Raw genomic sequence first — 17,397 nt, 5'->3', positions numbered from 1 at the left:
ACATTATTTTATAAAGCTGTCGCCACATCCTGATTAAACTTATTTAATATTAGGCGGAAAAATTCGGCGCTTGCGATTGTGGTTTTTATAATCATTGTCTAATAAAGACGAATGAGCAACAAACCAAAAGACGCAATAAATAATAGCTTTGTTTACAAAGCGCCCGACAAGCTAAAACCATATTTGCAATTATCCCGATTTGATCGCCCTATTGGCTTTTGGCTTTTGGGCATTCCGTGCCTTATGGGGCAAGCATTAGGGCGGATTGGCGTTGGCTTTTCATTTTATGATTTATTCCTTGTGATATTATGGTTTATCGGTGCGGTCGCAATGCGGGGGGCGGGTTGCACCATTAATGACCTTGCCGACAAAGACTTTGACGCAAAGGTTGAACGCACCGCACAGCGACCATTACCAAGCGGGGCAGTAACCACCAAACAGGCCTATATGTGGCTTGGGGCGCAATTGTTTGTAGGGCTCATTGTCTTATTGCTTTTGCCAAAAGTTGCGCAAATTGTTGCGCTATGGTCAATTCCGATGTTTGTTGCCTATCCCTTCATGAAGCGGATTACATGGTGGCCCCAAGCATGGCTTGGCATGACGTTTAATTGGGGTGTTTTGGTTGGCTATGCGGCGGTTGCATCACAACTTACACCCGCGACATTTCTATTCTGGCTTGGCGGCATTTTCTGGACCCTTGGTTATGACACCATCTATGCCATGAGCGATGTGCAAGATGATGCCTTAATCGGCGTTAAATCAACCGCCCGCAAATTTGGCGATAATGCACCAAGTTGGGTCAAGGGGTTTTATATCGCAACCATGATTTGTTTTATGTTTGCGATTTTCCTTGCCGCAGAGGGTAGTTTTGCAACCCTTGCCGCCCTTCCATTTGCCGCACTTTTTGGCCTAAGTTTGAAAAAACAATATGATGCCCTTGTGGCGGGCGAAACCGATTTCACCAAGCTTTTTCGGCAAAACAAAAACGCCGGTCTTTTGATGACGGGCGCAATTGTATGCGTGGTTTTGGTAAGCTGGATAATATTTTAATCAGAAAACCCCACCCTACCCCGGTGGGACGATTTTAAAGCTTTCGACCAGGCTTTCGGCAATAAGGCGCCAGCCATCAACCAAAACAAAGAATATGATTTTAAACGGTAATGAAACCACCGCCGGCGGTAACATCATCATACCCATCGCCATAAGGATGGATGCAACCACCAAATCAATCACCAGAAACGGTATGAACACCAAAAACCCAATTTCAAACGCGCGGCGTAGTTCGGAAATCATGAAAGATGGGGTAACAACGCGCATCGGAAGCGCATTAAGATTTTGTGGGCGTGGAATTTTGCTAAGTTTGACGAATAACGCCAAATCCGCCTCACGCGTTTGTGCAAGCATAAAGGTTTTTAATGGTGCAGTCGTTGCGCCCCATGATTGTTCAAGCGTGATTTCTTTTTTGGTATATGGCACAATACCAGCGTTCCAAGCGCGCTCAAACGTTGGCCCCATGACAAAGGCGGTCAAGAATAGCGCAAGCGAAACAATAACCGCGTTTGGTGGCGCTTGTTGCAGACCAATTGCCGTCCGAAGCAGTGATAAAACCACCACAATCCGCACGAATGATGTGGTCATAATCACAAAACTTGGCGCCACCGAAAGAATGGTGATTAATGCGATGGTTTGAATAACCCGTTCGGTTAAGCCACCGCCATTCCCTAAATCGACATTGATTGATTGCGCAACCGCACTAGCAACACCAAATGACGTAAATAAAAAGCCCATCCCAAACACCAATGCCCAGTGTTTAAGAGATTTGATTAACTCGCGGCGTTCTGCCTGCGTTATTTTCTTTGTTACTTTTTCCGGCGGATTCTTCGCCGTAACAATATTCTTTGTCATTTTATGCCTGTTCGGAACGCCCCCTTAATGGGGTTATTGCAGCGACTTCGGGTTTAGTTTTTGATTTGCCAAGGTCTTTAAGGATTTTTGCGCCGTTTGGGGCAATCATTAATAATTGCTCCTCCCCGTCGATGGCGACAATCATTAATCTTGAACCCTTGGCATCCAAAAAGGTTTGTTCGATGATTTTGATTCTTTTTTCGGTGTTTTGCATGGTGAAATTACCGCTTAACCAACCATAACGCTTTGCAAGATAGGCAAACCCTGCAAGCAGTCCTATGGTAATTAATAATGCGGCAATCGCGCGAAACACTTCAAAAAACGACATTTCATCACTCAAATTAAGTGTAAAATCTCGGATGTTTCGCTTAATCAATTATTAACGGCACGTGAAATTTATTAATCCGATTTTAACCATATTTATTCATAATTATCTTGTTTAAGAATGAACAATCGCGGGTAAAAGACCATATGAGCGTTAATGATGCACCATATTTCTCAATGCTTAAAAGCAGGATGCAGTTTTTGAATGATCGTCAAAAAGTGCTTGCCGATAACGTTGCCAATGTCTCTACCCCTAAATTTACGCCCAAGGATTTGGACGAAAAATCATTTCAAAAAACCCTAAGCCGCAGCTATTCCACCGGTTCATCTGGTCCTGGTTCGATTGCCCCCGTGAATATGGTTGCCACAAGCCCAATGCATATTAACGGGACACGGGTTTCAACAACTGGCACAAAGGCCGTTAATGCCCCAGATAGCGAAACCACGTTGGACGGCAATTCGGTGGTTGTCGAAGAACAAATGATTAAAGTTGCCGATACGCGCATGAATTATGACGTTGCCCTGACCCTTTATCAAAAAGGTTTGCAATTAATGCGCATGGCAAGCAAACGGCCTGGTTCATAGTGATTGGGTTATAAGATTATGGAGCAATTAAATGCCATCAAATAATATTGCCGCTTTGAATACTGCTGCCGCTGGTTTACGTGCGCAAACTGCGCGCATGAAGGTTATTGCCGAAAACATCGCCAATGCTTCATCAACTGGTGCAAACGCTGGAAGCAACCCATATCAGCGAAAAATCGCAACCTTTGGACAAGTGCTTGACCGCGCAACCGGTGAAAAAGAAGTGAAAATGACCCGGGTTGTTGCCGATAAAAGCGACTTTAAACTTCGTTATGACCCAACGCACCCTGCGGCAGATGCCAAAGGTTACGTTAAAATGCCAAATGTGAACACGCTTCTTGAGGCAATGGACATGCGTGAGGCGCAACGTGCCTATGAAGCCAACCTTAATGTCATCGAAAGTGCGCGCGCAATCGCATCCCGCACCTTGGACCTATTAAAAAAATAACGCTTAAGAATTAAGTGGAGATATAAATGAACGCTGCTGCATTACTCGCTTCAAAAGCTTATGGTTCTTTACCAACCCCTGCCGCTAGCGGTCCACAAGTTGCACCCGCCAAGGATTTTGGTGCAATGATTGCGGAACAGGTTTCAGGCGCAATTAGCGCAAGCAAGAATGCCGAAACCCAAGCCACCGCAGCCGCAACTGGCAAGGCCGAACTTGTCGATGTTGTTACCGCGATTTCAGCCGCCGAAGTGCAAATGGAAACCATGATTGCCTTCCGCGATCAGGCAATCCAAGCCTATCAAGAAATCGCGCGGATGAGCATTTAATAACGCCAAATATATAAACCTATTATTCAACTTACCCCAAAAAGTGATTCATATATCATTGGTAATATTATCCCTTGCCGCCAATCACTACTTTAAATACATATTTATTGCAATTTTCTTTTTACTTTATAACCAATGACGTAAAATGTTTATCGGCAACCTAAAATTTACAGTAATATTACTTAAATTTTATCTTTTTCACATTCCACTATTGCGTACAAAAAAAAGCAATGGCAGCTTACGAGATTGTTACAAAAATTTTACAATAATTTTTGTCTTAGCATCAATTCTCATGGTGGCATTTATTTGAAATGTCTTTTTCTCTGGGGGGAATTATTGATTATGAAAAATCATTTAAAATATGTATTAGGCGTTAGCGGTGTCGCAATTATTATGGCTTCAATGCCACAGATTGCTTCTGCACAAACGACAAAAGAAGAAGTTGTGGTCGTTACAGGTTCAAGACTACAAGGTAAAATCGAAGGCGCCGTATCGCCTGTTGCAATTATCGATAAAGAAAAATTCATTGAAGAAGCTGTAATCGATATTGATGACCTTCTTAAAAAGCAAAATGAGTTTTCAGGCTCAGTTGGCTCGACTTCCACACCAGGCTTGACCGATGCGCAAGGTGCATCAACGCTTGATATGCGTGGTATGGGACAAAACAGAACATTGGTATTGGTGAATGGTACACGCGCCGCACCATTTGGTTTCAGAAACTCGGTTGATATCGATACAATTCCAACCACATTAATTAAACGCGTTGAAACACTAACTGGTGGTGCATCTGCGGTTTATGGTGCGGATGCGGTTGCGGGTGTTACCAACTTTATTCTTAACGATAAATTTGAAGGTCTTGAAATTTCTACAAGCGGCGGCATTTCACAACGCTCTGACAATTTATCTTCAAATCTTGGCATTACATATGGCAAAAACTTCCTTGACGACAAACTAAATCTAACCGGGTTTATTGGTTATGCAGAACGTGGCGGCATTGAACGTACCGACCGTGCATGGGCATATCCAGAATATCTTGATGGCGGCCTAAGCACGACTTCAACAACTGCGGGCGGAAACTTTAGCCGTAAAGACAATGGTTCAGTATTCAATATGACGCCATATGGTGGCGCGGCAAATAGCAAAACCTTTGCATTTAACGACACTGGCGCACTTGTTCCAACTTATGCAACTGGAATGTCGCAATACGAATCTTTTGTGAACCCTAACCAACGCTATAATGCGGCTGCTTTTGTGAACTATCAGGCATCTGACAAAATCAAATTCTGGGGTCGTGCAACAGTTTCAAGAATTAAAAATACTGGTAACTACACCTTCTCAAACCCATCTGGTTCAGTTGGCCAATATATTCTTATCAGAAAAGACAACCCATTCCTTACACCTGCACTTAACGCTGTTTTTGCAAATGCTTGGAACCGTAACTTAACTGATACTGCGGCGGGTACAGATGCTTTTACCGTGAACATGACAAAAGCACTTGCTGATTTTGGTATCCCAAGAACCGATCGCAATACACGTATAACAACCCAATTCGCATGGGGCGTAAAAGCAGAGGTTAACGACAATCTTCGTTGGGATGCAAGCGTTGTAATGGGGCATTCAGACGAAGATACTCTTCGTTATGGTGAAGGTTCACCAGCACGACTTTTACAAGCTGCAACCACAAGAACTGTAAACGGCGTTGCACAGTGCGTTGACACATCAAATGGCTGCGTTGCGGCAAACATTTTTGGTCCAAGAGCCATGAGCGAAGAAGCAGCAGCATGGATTATGGGCGACCCGCTTTATTACGGACGTAACCGTGATCAAGTTGTTGCATCGGCAAACCTTTATGGAAGCACAGAAAACTTCTTCAAACTTCCTGGCGGCGCTGTAAACTGGTCACTTGGTTATGAATTCCGCGATGAAAAAGGCGATATGTATTGGGATCCACGCATTCTAGCTGGCGACTATTTCGGTGGAACAAAACGTCAGAATGCTGGCGCAAAATTCAACCTTTCAGAAATCTATGCCGAGGTGCGCGCACCACTACTTGCGGATTTACCATTCATCAAAAAACTTGATTTTGAAGGCGCATTCCGTCATTCGGAGCATTCTCAAGCCGGTGGATATGACAATTCCAAACTTGGCATGAACTGGCAAATTGATGACAATTTCCGTATTCGCGGCTCTCGTCAAACCGTGTTCCGTGCGCCAAATATTGGTGAATTATGGGGCGTTGTGGGTTCATCAGTTGTAACAAGAACCTCTGCTTCAACAAAAATCGATGTTTGTAGCAACCCAGCAACCACAGGCGCTGATGCCGCATTGTGTATTGCAACGGGCGCACCTGCTGCACCATATACCGAAGTTTCAACTTCTTACTTTGCACCATTTGGCGGTGATCCAAATATGAAGCCTGAAACCGGCACAACCTATACAGCAGGTTTTGTTTTCACCCCGAAAATTATCCCTGGCTTCTCATTGGTTGCCGATTACTGGAACATCAAACTTGAAGATGCAATTGGTGGCTTAACCGCACAAAACATGGTCAAACTTTGCTATGTCGTTACCAAAGATGCAAACTCAACCTATTGCCAACGTATTAAACGCGGAAGCGACGGACAAATTACCGAAGTATCATTGGTTGATATCAACGTTGCCAATTTTGAAACTTCTGGCGTTGATTTCACAATGCGTTACGGCTTCAAGCTTCCAGAATATATTCCAGGTGATCGCCTTGATTTAGTTCTTGATGGTGGCTGGTTAGAAAACTTCACCAAACAAGCTTCACCTCTCGAAGCAGTTGTTAATTGTGTTGGTAAGTTTGGTGTCGCTGGTTCTTGTTCTGATTCCGGTGTAGGAAGCCGCCCAATGCCTGAATGGCGTGGCACAATGTCAGCAACATATTCTATGAAGCCAGTAAGTGTTCGTTTTGCTTGGCGTTATATGAGCGCGGTTGACAATGCGACCACTACACAGGCCGTTAAACGCATTGCGGCGTATAATTATTACGACATGGCGTTTAATTGGAAAATTAACGACAATGTTCGCGCATCACTTAGCGTTATGAACATGACAGATAAAAAACCACCAATGTTATGGTCTGCGGCGGTTGATGCCAATACTATTCCATCTAGCTATGACATTATCGGCAGACGCTATGGCTTTAGCCTTGTTTATAAATATTAATTTATAAAACATAAAAAATAAAAGACCGCCTCAAAAGGGCGGTCTTTTTTTGCCTATATATTGGGCATAGCAAATCAGTTTTTTTAGGTAGAATTTATTGTGCGTAGCACAATTAAACATATCTTCAGTGGTATTTTTCCCAAAAAATACCTATGTACAGAATAATATTTCCATTTCTGTGCCAAAAATGTCAACAATATAACAATAATTTTGTTTTTTTCATATCTGCCTATTGCCTATGCAAAAAAGCAATGGCAGCTTGGTCGTTTCTAACAAAGACTTCATTAAAAAAAGTTTTGTTATTGAGCAAAAATAAATTTGGATAAATATCCATTTTCTTTGGGGGTTTGAGATTAAATGAAAAACCATATTAAATCTATTTTGGGAGTAAGCAGTTTCGCCATTCTTGTTGCGTCAATGCCGCAAATTGCTGCCGCACAAGATACGGACAAAACATCTGCTAAAGAAGAAGTGGTAATTGTTACCGGTTCAAGCATTAAACGAAAAGTTTATGATAATGCACTTCCGATTCAGATTGTTACAAAAGCGGATCTTGAGCGTGAAGGTATTGTAAACACCGAACAGCTAATCATGCAATTATCAAGTAACGGTAACGGTCTTGATAACCTTGCGGCAAACGCAGACGTTGTTTCTGGTGCGGCACGTGGTAACAACGGTATGTCTGGCGCCAACCTTCGTGGTCAAGGTACCCAAGGCACATTGGTTCTTTTGAACGGTCGTCGTGTTGCTGCCCACGGTCTAAACGGTGGTGCGGTTGACATTAACCAAATCCCAATGGCGGCGATTGAACGCGTTGACGTTCTTAAAGATGGTGCATCGGCAATCTATGGTACCGATGCAATCGGTGGCGTTATCAACTTCATCACCAAGAAAAACTATCAAGGTCTAGACCTTTCAGTATTTGCAGATAAGACCGAAGATGGTGGCGGCGATATTTACCGCGCAAGCATTTCTGCTGGTTATGGCAATCTTGCCGACAATAAATTCAACATCATGGGAACTTTGGCATATAGCGAAAATAAAATTTTGCTAGCAAGCCAACGTGATTTTGTTGACACCTTCCAAATCGATAAAGGTTTGTCAGTTGATACACGTGGAACGCCATATGCAACAATCTTCCCACGTGCCGGTACAATCTTTACATCTTCTAGCACTGCGCCACTAATCCCTGGCTCTACAACTGTTCGCGCTTCTGGCGGTATCAACCCATTAACTCTTAACGGCATGGGTTGCGATTCAGTTGCGGGAATGGACGCATATGCATCAACACTTTGGGGTGATGCAGCGGGAACCACAAAATATGCGTGTTCTTGGGATACTGGTCGTGCGGTTGTATTACAACAACCTGTTAAAAACCTCAACTTCATTTCGCGTGCGGTTTTCAAACTTGGCGAACATGAGCTTTCTGTTGAGGCAACTGCTTCTAAAGTTGATGCGACCAAGCAATTCTCAAACATGCAATTGTCGTCAAACACAACGACTGCAAACTTTGTTTATCCACGAAATCCAATCACCCAAGCAACATATGATGAAATCTTTGATTTGTTGAAAACCAACTTTGGTGTTGCGGAATCCCTTCGTGGTCAGCCATATGCGGTTAGATGGCGTTGCGACATTTGCGGCCTAAGAACTATTGATACCGAAACCAAAACTGGTCGTTTATTGGTTGGTCTAGATGGTCCATTGGGTGAAACCGAATGGAACTACCGCACTGGCGTTTCATATGCATATAGTGAATCTAAATCTACATTGGGTAAAGGCTTCTTCTATAGCTATGACACATATGACACCAGCGGAACTAAAATCGCCAATGGCTTATTTAATGTTCTTAACAGTGGCGTTGTAAACTTCTTCCTTAAACCAGGTCAAACGCAGACACAGGCGGCAATTGATGCGGTTAACTCAACATCTGCTGAAGGTGTTGTGCTTTATGGCGGTAAATATGAAGTTACCCAATTTGATGGTTCAGTTTCTGGCCCGATGTTCGACCTTCCAGGCGGCAAAGCATATGCTGCATTGGGCTTTGAACTTCGTGAAGAAAGCTATCACTTCAATGGTGACCAACGTGCCGCTGCGGCTCGTCCTGTTATTTATAACGCGCCATTTGATGATGCCAACGCACTTCAAGGTGTAAGCCGTAGCATTAACGCTATCTATGCCGAAGTTGCGCTTCCACTTATCAAAAATATGGAATTGACGCTTGCAGGACGTATGGATCAATATTCTGGTTTTGGCGTAACAACCAACCCGAAAATTTCATTGAAATATAAACCAATTGATATGGTTATGTTCCGTGCGTCTTATAATACTGGTTTCCGGGTTCCAACCTTTAACCAATTGTTTAACGGCGTTACAGAAAGCCCATATACCGCAACAACATTTGCCGACCCGACAAAATGTTCAACTGGTTACAAGTCAAACACTACAATTCCTGGCTGCGAACCGATTACGTTTAACTATCTAACTGGTGGTAAACAGTCTCTCGGTCCTGAAGAAGCAAAACAATATAGCTTTGGTGTAGTTTTGGAACCATTCAAAAACCACACTGTCAGCTTTGACTGGTGGCATATTGATAGAACTGGAACAATCCAAATCCTAACTTTGGATCAATTGTTCTCTAACTACAATCTTTTTGTGGACAACTTTGAACGTGATGCAAATGGCAATATTGCCCGCGTTGACCAACGTTATGTAAACGCCGGTGAACAACTTACAGAAGGTCTAGAAGTTAGCTTCCGTGGCGGTGTTCCATTCTATAAAGGTAAATTGTCATATGGTATGGATGGCACTTATCTATTAGAGAAAAAATCACGCGTTCTTGAAGGCGTTCCATTTGGACCTAGCGAAGTTGGTGTTTGGACCGCATATGGCGACCTTGGCATCGAGTGGAAGCATAATCTTTATGTAACATATACCCAAGGCGATTGGAGTGGTTCATTATCACAACTATTCCGCTCTGGTTATGTTGATCAGGTTTACCCTGGTGTTGCTTCTGGCATCTTTACTGCTGCTGATGGTCATACCAAAACAGACGATTATATCACCTATAATGCTTCTGTTACCTACAAAGGGTTCAAAAACTTCACTATTACTGGCGGTGTCAAAAACCTACTTAATACTGATCCACCATTTGCGTATGCTTATTACTCAAACTCTGGTGCGAACTCTGACTGGGAACCACGCGTTGCAGATCCACGTGGTCGTTCATTCACTCTATTGCTTAACTACAAATTCTAGTAGGCATATAAAATATATAGAAAAGCCCCCAGGAATGGGGGCTTTTTTAATACCATAATTATAATTTTTATATCGCGCTTTTTAAAGTTAGCCTGAAAGACGGGGCATCAAGCGGGTGAATGTTGATATAATCAACATTATTGTTTTCAAGATTATATTTTGTGCGCGTTACGTTATTATTTGCCGACAATGGTGTTGAAAATTCTGCTTCTAGTGCGGCATCACGACTAATTTTATAATTTACAAACATGCCAATTGTGGAATTTTGCGGCACAACAACCGCTTCATCATACGAAAAATAACGGTTTCCGCTTGAAAATTTATAATATGCACCCCAATCAACCCCACTATTACCAATTTTTCGTTTAAGATTAAATTCGGTCAGTTGACGGTTGTTATTGATACGGTCCCCATTAACCTTGTCAAAGACATCGGATGAACTTTGCAGGCCATAATCAAAGCGACTTAATAGGACATATTCATCATCGCCCAGCACGAATGGGTAATTTATTTGCGCGCTTACACCGGAAAATGTTTCATCAAGACCATTTGCAAGCTTTTGGGTGCTTATTACACCGCCATTATATACCGGAATTAGGCCAATTTTATTGGGAATGATTTTATTGGTTAATTCCAAGGATAATTTAACCTGATTGGGAAAATTCTTTTCAAATTCAAGTTCAGCAACATTAACTTTTTCGGCATCCAATGAAGAGCCATTTTCCACATTACCAAGGAATGAATAACCGCCATAATAAAAGTTACCATAGTCTTTTTTGAAGGTTGCACGTAAAACAGTGCTTCTGTCTTTTGCATATTCAATTTTGATATTTGGAACATAATACAGGTTATTATCGGCAATATTATATATATTATTCCGTGTATTGCCCCACATAACCGCAAAACGCGCATTTAAAGAAAGCTTTGGCGCAAGCTGATAGCGGGTTTCGGCATATGTATTACTCATAAATTCTTCGACATTAGTGCTTGAAGAAGGCTGCAAAAATAATGCCTGATCATAATTTTCACCAGCGCCATAAAGCGAAGAGCGGTTCATTTTGCGAACCACATATTCATTGCCCAAAGAAAGTTTATTTGAACCAAAATTCGTATCAACTGCGGCGATAGATTTTACCTCAAAATATTCGCTATGGCTGAATGACATATCATAATTAGCGCTTCCGACCTCTCTGCCGGTGCTTTCATATTGTTCTTCAGTGTTGGCAAATCTGCTATTTACGGCAAATCGCCCCTTATAATCTTCGCTGCCAAAGAGATAAGACGCACTTAATTCGCTATTTTTGGATATATTATTACTGGTTCCAAATTTGCTAGTATCAATTTGGCCAACATTTTTGTCACCCCAGCCAGATGAAATATAATTCCATGCCTTTGAAAAAACGGAGGTTTTGGTATTTGCACCAATTATTAAATCATTATCGCCAATTTTTTCATTATAAACCGCCGAAAATTTTGACAACGAGCTTTGCGATTGCGAGCGGTTAAAATCGCGGTTTTCAACATTGCCATTACTTCCTAGATTTACTGAATTACTCGCGCTAATTTTGGGCGCGCTAGCAGATGCAGAAAATTCAGTTTTAATTTTATTTAGGCTAGTGAAACCGTAATAATTATTTGCAAAACGATTGGCATCGATGTTTTGCGACGGCACCACATATTTATTTGTTTTTGCCGAAAACATAGTGATATGACGGCTTACAATATTTATACGCAAAACCTCAATATTCGTTTCTTCAACAGCTTTGGTTTCCGCCTGCAATTCAATTTGATCAACAAATTCATAAGGAATCTCTGAAAGCGTATTTTTCAAATCCTGCTTTTCAGTATCAATTTTTTCACCATCAATAAAATAATCAATTTCTTTAAACTGGTTAAAGTCAATTTCTTCTTTTATTTTATCGATTACTTTTAGCGCGCTATTTTGTGATAATTGGTCAAATGATGCGATGGAATAAATTTTGACCTTATTGCCAAATTGTTCTTCAATTTTTTTATTCTTAACGAACTTATTTATAGCCTCAATATCATCGGCACGGGCAAGATTAGGCATCTGGCATAATGCCAGAATAGAGATGCCAAACCAAAATTTTGAAACCTTGCAATTCATACCAATAATCAAGCTATTTATTCTTGCGTAAACCTTTACACAATTACACCACTAATGCCAACACAGATACAAAAATCTAGTAAGCATGTTATTAATAGAAGTGTAAAATAGTCTCTAACAGAAAAGATTTCAATGTTTTAGCAAGTTTTTATAAAATCTCATTTGCAATATGCTTGATTAGATGCAATTTAGACGGCGGATCAAAAAAACAGATTCTTTCAATATTGCAGATTTTAAATGCCAAGCAGTCTAATGCGAAATAAAACCAAGATTATTGCAAAAACCCTTATTGCAGTTTCACTTTTTTCAGGAATTGTATATTTTCCTCAAATAGCACAGGCGCAGTCTTTACCAGCTAATAATAGCCAACAAGCCAATAAAAGCTTTGCGCCATTGGCAAAAAAACTATTACCAAGCGTGGTTGGGGTCAGGGCATTAAATTCTAATGCGCGCGATGCCTCACTTTTTGCAAATAAAGAGGCGACAATCGCGACAGGGTCGGGCTTCGTTTATGGTAATCAAGGCTATATTATAACTAATAACCATGTTGTCGAAAATGGCCGTGAGTTTGAAATTTCATTTAACGACAATACAATTCGCAAAGCTACCTTGGTTGGACGTGATATTGAAACCGATATTGCGGTTTTAAAACTTGTTGCCCCCTATTCCGCCCCACCGGCGGTCATTGCCAACAGTGATGCAGTTGAAATTGGCGATTGGGCAATTGCAATTGGTTCACCATTTGGATTGGGCAACTCATTTTCGGTTGGGGTAATTTCTGGGCGCAATCGTGATTTACAATCAGGGCGTTTTGATAACTTCCTGCAAACAGATGCGGCAATTAATTCAGGAAATTCAGGTGGTCCATTATTTAATGACAATGGGCAAGTTATTGGCATAAATACCGCAATTGTTGCGGGCGCAAAAGGTGGTGGAAATATTGGTATTGGCTTTGCAATTCCATCCAATATTGTAAAAAGAATTGCCGGCGACATTATTCAATATGGCTATGTACGTCGTGGTTATGCGGGTTTTCGTGCGCGCAACGCCGCACCAAATGAAGGCAACGGCGTAATTATTACTGCGGTTGATAATAATGGTTCTGGTAAAATTGGTGGGTTAAAGAATGGGGATCGCTATTTTGCCTTTAATAGCAAACCAATCAATGATGCACGACAATTGGCACGTATGGTGTCCGATACGCCAATTGGTCAAACCATTCGTCTCGATGGCTGGCGTGGAAAGCAACGGATTTATGCAAATATAAAAATCACCCTGCCCCCATCATTGCAAGCACCGCAAAATTATGGGTTTGATACCATAATCAAAACTGGCGGAATGTCGTTGCGCGCCATTAGTAACGCAGAGAAAAATAAATATGGCGCCGATGCCAATGTGATTGTTGTTGCGGTTGATCCATATAGTAAATCGAAAAGCGCAATCATGGCCGGAGACATAATAATTGAAGTTGGTGGTCAAAAAATCGGCTCCGCTGCAATGGTTAGAAATATTGTTGATGATTTATTGCGGAGAAACAAAATCGTTATTTTAAAAATAAAGCGAAATAATCGTATAATGTTACGTGTTTTTAAGTGATAAAAACACTTCAATAAGCAAAAATCTATTGCTAGTTTTCACCAAATTAGCGAAAAGCCATATTAACAAAAGCCCATATTAAGATAAGCAATGCATTCACAGCCGGAGTTTTGCCTAAATGTCTGAAGAAAAAAATTCTAATCAAAAAGATATATGGAAAACTGCACGCAATAGTGATGATATTGATGAAACTTTTGGCCGCCGCAAAAAACCCGGCATATTTGCCAAAATGGATATTTTTGGCTGGATATCCTTGTTTTTAATTGCGGTTATCATCGGCGGCTTGGGTTCAATTGGCTATCTAAGCTGGACATTTAATAAGGCTGCTAACTCAAAAAATGCTGAGGCAGAGGGGCTTGTCCCTGTTCAGGGTGATTTTGCACCAGGGCGCGCAAAAAAAGCCGATGTTTTATTCCGCCTTGCCGGACGTAAAAGAGTTGGTGAAAACCTTATGCCTGATTTGGTGGTCGCATGGATGAAATCATCTGGCTATGGCAATGTTGGCGTTTCAAAAGATGCCAATGTGACGACGATTAGTGGTTCAAAAGGCGGCAAATCATACCGTGTATTATTATCACTGGGTTCGGCAAAAGGTGGCTTTGACGCCATGCAACAGGGTCGCGTTGAAGGTGTCTATTCACTGCGTTCAATCCTTCCGACCGAAGCAGACAAATTATCGGCATATGGTGATATGACATCACCCGATAATGAAAAAGTTATTGGGCATGATGTTTCATTTGTTTTTGTAAACCCAAGCAATAATATTTCTACTTTTAACGGCGACACCTTGGGCCGCATTCTTTCGGGTGAAATCACCGATTGGTCAGAGATTTCAGACAAAAAAAGCGGTGAAATCAACATCCGCGTTGAAGAAGAAGGCGGCGATAAAAATGCAAGCCTTTTGGCAAAGCTTCTTGGCGACCGCGAATTACGTGATGCAGCAAAAACCTATAAAAGCGCTAACGAAGTAATAAAGGCGGTAGATGCCGATAAAGATGCAATTGGTTTTGCACATAAAGATGGAAACACATCAGGCGTAAAAATGGTTTCAGTAAATGAACGTAATGCCCGCGCCTTTGAACCAAATTCGTTCAATATCTCGACCGAAGCTTATCCTTTTGTTGAAAGAATTTTGCTTTATATCGGCACAACAACTTCAAACCAAGCGCTTGAAGATTTTGCAAAATTCACTTTAACAAGTGCGGGACAAGAAATTGTCGAAAAAGACGGATACGGCGCGCAAAAACTTTTGGAAGAAGGTTTTCAACCACCACCTGAAGCACCACGTGATTACACCGAATTTGCGCGTAACGCCAAACGTCTAAATTTTGACTTCCGCTTTAAAATGGGCGCAACCAACCTTGATAATAAGGCAATTGCCGATGTCACAAGGTTACAAGAATATATGACCCGCCAAGGAATAACCCAACAAAGGATTGCCCTGTTTGGTTTTGCCGATAACGTAGGTTCCCATGAAACCAACGTTGGTGTTGCCCAAGCGCGTGCAGAAAAAGTGCTTAGCACTTTGGGACAAGCGGGTATTAACCCATCTATGGTGCGGGCGTATGGCGATGTTTTACCGGTTGGCTCAAACGCATATGAAGAAGGCCGCATCAAAAATCGTCGGGTTGAAGTTTGGGTTTGCCCTCCGCCATCTTGTCCATTGGTAAGTATTGTTGAAAATCGCCCACAAGCGACACAGGAAAGCGCACAAATTGGCGTTATCCCAACTGGGGTTCACCTTGGTAAAGCCGTCAAATCAGAGGGTGAGGTTGCGCCAAAAGGCTAATGCAAGTCAATAATCATCCACTTGCACAATGGCTGCAACCACTACGCAGAATAATCAAGAATTTTATTGGTAAACTTCCGCTACCAATTGCAGAATTTTTGCTATTTGGTTTAAAAATGGCATGGTCATGCCTTTTTGCGGCAAGCCTTTTATTACTGCTTTTGCTGACGCATTATTTATGGCAACCTAATTTTGTTATTGCCCGCTATGATTTTTTGCTTGTGGCGGCAATTATAATCCAATCCATCATGCTTTGGACTAAACTTGAAAGCTTTGAAGAGCTAAAAGTTATCATGGCATACCATGTCGTTGGCACAATTATGGAAATTTTTAAAACCCATGTTGGTTCTTGGGAATATCCCGAATATTCATTAATTAAAATTGGTGGTGTGCCACTTTTTACCGGATTTATGTATGGCACGGTTGGCTCGTTTATGGCGCGGGCAATTCGGGTTTTTGAAATGTATTTCGAAAACTATCCCAAACAAATCCATACAATCATTATTGCAATTTTGATTTATATAAATTTCTTCTCCCATCACTATATATGGGATTTTCGCTATATTATTTTTGCGCTCATTGCCCTCACCTATTGGCGGACAATAATTCATTTTCGCCCAATGGACAGGGTTTATAAAATGCCGCTTTTGCTTTCGGCGATCTTGAGTTCGTTTTTTATGTGGGTCGCCGAAAATATTGGAACCTTTACCAAAACATGGATTTACCCCAGCCAAAAGCAAGCGGGGTGGCATTTGGTATCTATGCAGAAAATGGGCGCATGGTTTTTGCTTTTGTTTATTTCATTCACAATCGTAATGGTAATCTTGCGCCCAAATCAAAGGCATTTAGCCAAGCAAAAGCCTGATTGAGCCGATGTTCTTTCCAGCTTCTAATAGATTTAATGCCGCCTGATAATCAGCAAATGCGTAATCATGCCCGTGCTCAAAACCGCCTGAAGAAACCACAAAATCAAAATATTTTTTGGCAAGACTTTTGTAAATTTTAGCGTCTTCAATAAGCGACAAGATGCTGGGCCGTGAAACAAATATATTTGTAATTTCCGTAATATTTATCGGCGCAATTGGCGTAATTTGCCCAATGTTGGCAACAATGCCAAATTGCCTAACCGCCCTAAAACTATCACGCAAATTATCGCCACCAACGCCGTCAATAACATAATCAACACCTTTGCCATTTGTAATTTCCAAAACTTTTTTTACAAAGTCTTGGCTTTTGTAATTAATCACATGGTGAGCCCCATTTGCTTGGGCAATTTCTGCCTTATAATCATTGCTTACTGTTGCAAATATTTCGATACCAAGATGCGCCGCCCATTTGGTAAGAATTGTGCCAAGCCCACCCGCCGCACTATGAACAAGAATTTTCATGCCATTCTTTGGTTCTATAACATGAAATAAAAGCGCCGCCGCAGTAAGACCGCGCAGAAAATTACCTGCCAATAATTTGGAATTAATTTTGGTTGGGATTTTTATAATTCTTCGGGCATCAATATTACGATATTGAACATATGATCCGATAGGAAAACCCGCATATGCAACAATGTCACCAATTGTAAAACCAGACACATTTTTGCCAATTGCGGAAATTTCGCCCACCGCTTCGACACCCAAAACGCCGGGTAAGTTTGGAAATTTATAAATCCCGTCTCGGAAATATATATCAACAAAATTTACCCCAATTGCGCTTTGTTTAATTTGCACTTCATCATCATTTGGTGGTTGAATTGCCTGTTCCAAAATCTCTAAGTTCTCTGAATTTCCGTATTGTTTCAAACTGATAATTTTATTCATTTTATTCTCCTGAATTCAAATATAGCCTTGAAATTCAC

The 17,397-nt window shown here is 41.5% G+C and carries 13 protein-coding genes; 9 read left to right on the top strand and 4 right to left on the bottom strand.

Annotated elements, in window-relative coordinates:
- The first annotated feature begins 111 nt into the window (after positions 1 to 111).
- Positions 112 to 1,050 carry a 4-hydroxybenzoate octaprenyltransferase gene (ubiA, locus tag KXV15_RS09805; protein ID WP_240008006.1) on the top strand — a complete coding sequence of 313 codons (939 nt, stop codon included), beginning with the start codon at positions 112 to 114 and terminating at the stop codon, positions 1,048 to 1,050.
- Between the two features lie 15 nt (positions 1,051 to 1,065).
- Here the strand turns inward: ubiA and fliP are convergent, their stop codons facing one another.
- Positions 1,066 to 1,788, bottom strand: coding sequence for a flagellar type III secretion system pore protein FliP (fliP, locus tag KXV15_RS09800; RefSeq protein WP_240008318.1), 723 nt, complete (start codon positions 1,786 to 1,788; stop codon positions 1,066 to 1,068).
- A gap of 118 nt (positions 1,789 to 1,906) precedes the next feature.
- Positions 1,907 to 2,281: a flagellar biosynthetic protein FliO gene (locus KXV15_RS09795; RefSeq protein WP_240008005.1), complete on the bottom strand. Its 375-nt coding sequence runs from the start codon at positions 2,279 to 2,281 to the stop codon at positions 1,907 to 1,909.
- Between the two features lie 95 nt (positions 2,282 to 2,376).
- Here KXV15_RS09795 and flgB point away from each other — a divergent pair, with 95 nt between their 5' ends.
- From flgB to KXV15_RS09770, 5 genes are all read left to right on the top strand, one after another.
- On the top strand, positions 2,377 to 2,814 hold the full coding sequence (flgB, locus tag KXV15_RS09790) for a flagellar basal body rod protein FlgB (RefSeq protein WP_240008004.1): 438 nt from the start codon (positions 2,377 to 2,379) through the stop codon (positions 2,812 to 2,814).
- Positions 2,815 to 2,845: 31 nt separating this feature from the next.
- The gene (gene flgC / locus KXV15_RS09785) at positions 2,846 to 3,262 is read left to right on the top strand and encodes a flagellar basal body rod protein FlgC (RefSeq protein WP_240008003.1); all 417 of its coding nucleotides are present in this window, start codon (positions 2,846 to 2,848) and stop codon (positions 3,260 to 3,262) included.
- A 26-nt stretch (positions 3,263 to 3,288) separates the two neighbouring features.
- Positions 3,289 to 3,588, top strand: a complete 300-nt coding sequence (gene fliE, locus KXV15_RS09780; protein ID WP_240008002.1) for a flagellar hook-basal body complex protein FliE — start codon at positions 3,289 to 3,291, stop codon at positions 3,586 to 3,588.
- 342 nt (positions 3,589 to 3,930) lie between these two features.
- Positions 3,931 to 6,777 carry a TonB-dependent receptor plug domain-containing protein gene (locus KXV15_RS09775; protein WP_240008001.1) on the top strand — a complete coding sequence of 949 codons (2,847 nt, stop codon included), beginning with the start codon at positions 3,931 to 3,933 and terminating at the stop codon, positions 6,775 to 6,777.
- A 357-nt stretch (positions 6,778 to 7,134) separates the two neighbouring features.
- Positions 7,135 to 10,035: a TonB-dependent receptor domain-containing protein gene (locus KXV15_RS09770; RefSeq protein ID WP_240008000.1), complete on the top strand. Its 2,901-nt coding sequence runs from the start codon at positions 7,135 to 7,137 to the stop codon at positions 10,033 to 10,035.
- A gap of 67 nt (positions 10,036 to 10,102) precedes the next feature.
- On the opposite strand, the gene KXV15_RS09765 is transcribed toward KXV15_RS09770, so the two are convergent.
- Complete coding sequence (locus KXV15_RS09765) at positions 10,103 to 12,106, bottom strand: TonB-dependent receptor (protein WP_240007999.1); 2,004 nt, start codon at positions 12,104 to 12,106, stop codon at positions 10,103 to 10,105.
- Positions 12,107 to 12,400: 294 nt separating this feature from the next.
- Here KXV15_RS09765 and KXV15_RS09760 point away from each other — a divergent pair, with 294 nt between their 5' ends.
- The 3 genes from KXV15_RS09760 to KXV15_RS09750 all read left to right on the top strand — a co-directional run bounded on the left by KXV15_RS09760 (position 12,401) and on the right by KXV15_RS09750 (position 16,417).
- On the top strand, positions 12,401 to 13,759 hold the full coding sequence (locus KXV15_RS09760) for a trypsin-like peptidase domain-containing protein (protein ID WP_240007998.1): 1,359 nt from the start codon (positions 12,401 to 12,403) through the stop codon (positions 13,757 to 13,759).
- Positions 13,760 to 13,877: 118 nt separating this feature from the next.
- Positions 13,878 to 15,548 (top strand): phosphate ABC transporter substrate-binding/OmpA family protein, encoded by a 1,671-nt coding sequence (locus KXV15_RS09755; protein ID WP_240007997.1) that lies wholly within the window; start codon positions 13,878 to 13,880, stop codon positions 15,546 to 15,548.
- Complete coding sequence (locus KXV15_RS09750; RefSeq protein ID WP_240007996.1) at positions 15,548 to 16,417, top strand: DUF817 domain-containing protein; 870 nt, start codon at positions 15,548 to 15,550, stop codon at positions 16,415 to 16,417. Before KXV15_RS09755 ends, KXV15_RS09750 begins: the two co-directional genes overlap by 1 nt.
- On the opposite strand, the gene KXV15_RS09745 is transcribed toward KXV15_RS09750, so the two are convergent.
- Complete coding sequence (locus KXV15_RS09745; RefSeq protein WP_240007995.1) at positions 16,394 to 17,359, bottom strand: quinone oxidoreductase family protein; 966 nt, start codon at positions 17,357 to 17,359, stop codon at positions 16,394 to 16,396. The two genes, KXV15_RS09750 and KXV15_RS09745, sit on opposite strands and share 24 nt — an antisense overlap.
- Positions 17,360 to 17,397 lie beyond the last annotated feature (38 nt).

The sequence above is a fragment of the Pseudaquidulcibacter saccharophilus genome (assembly GCF_019455445.1).
Classification (GTDB): Bacteria; Pseudomonadota; Alphaproteobacteria; order Caulobacterales; family Aquidulcibacteraceae; genus Pseudaquidulcibacter; species Pseudaquidulcibacter saccharophilus.
This window is presented reverse-complemented; position numbering and strand designations above follow the sequence as displayed.